This is a genomic window from Bartonella sp. MR168JLCBS (assembly GCF_042194175.1).
The window spans coordinates 1-880 of the sequence record NZ_JBHIMP010000234.1; the positions used below are offsets into that span (position 1 = coordinate 1).

Below are 880 nucleotides of genomic sequence, written 5' to 3' on the forward strand. Positions count from 1 at the left end.
ACAGTCAAATCCATTAATGCGCGACAAGAATCATTTGCGACAATTTCAAAATGGTACGTTTCACCCCGAATCACACAACCAAGTGCTACATAACCATTGTAAAATACCTTACTATTCTTTTCAGCAAAAGCTATTGCACCTGGTATTTCTAATGCTCCTGGCACTGTCACAATATCATAGCTTGCTCCGGCTTTTTGCAAAGTACGCACTGCACCTTTAAGAAGTGCATCAGAAATTCCATCATAAAAACGCGCTTCAACAATCAATACATGCAACTTTTTATGTATCTCTTTTGTCATAATGGGATCTCATAAAAATTAACCAACGAATTTAGGCGCGTAGAGCACCAAATTTTAAAAACTATAATAAATTTTCAATTTACTCATCTTTTACTTTAAAGCCAGAAAGTTTGGCAGCATAACGGACAAGCTGATCAATTTCTAAATTGACCCGATCTCCAATGTTTGCTTGTCCCCAGGTTGTCATTTCAAGTGTATGACGAATAATAAGAACATCGAAAATACGATCTTTAACACAATTAACAGTCAAAGATGTCCCATTAAGTGCGATAGACCCTTTGTTTACAATAAAGGGCGTGAATTTTGTTGGAACTTGCAGGAAAAAACGAACTGCATCACCTTCCTTTTTCTGATCAATGATCTCAGCTAAGCCATCAATATGACCAGAAACCAAATGTCCTCCCATTTCATCACCCAATCGCAGCGAACGTTCTAAATTAACAAAAGTTCCTTTTGTCCATTGTGCAAGATTCGTCAAACGCAACGCTTCTTCCCATGCTTCTACAGCAAACCAATTGGTCTTCGCTTTTTGTTTTGATCCTCGCTCAACAATTGTTAGACAAATACCTGAACACGCAATT

Annotated in this window: 2 protein-coding genes; both read right to left on the bottom strand. The window is 37.6% G+C overall.

The window, feature by feature from the left end; genetic code table 11:
- On the bottom strand, positions 1–299 hold a 299-nt coding region (locus ACFIK8_RS10575; protein ID WP_375669399.1), incomplete at its 3' end, for a 6,7-dimethyl-8-ribityllumazine synthase.
- Between the two features lie 79 nt (positions 300–378).
- Positions 379–880 (bottom strand): riboflavin synthase (locus ACFIK8_RS10580; RefSeq protein WP_375669400.1); only part of this gene is annotated, 502 nt, incomplete at its 5' end.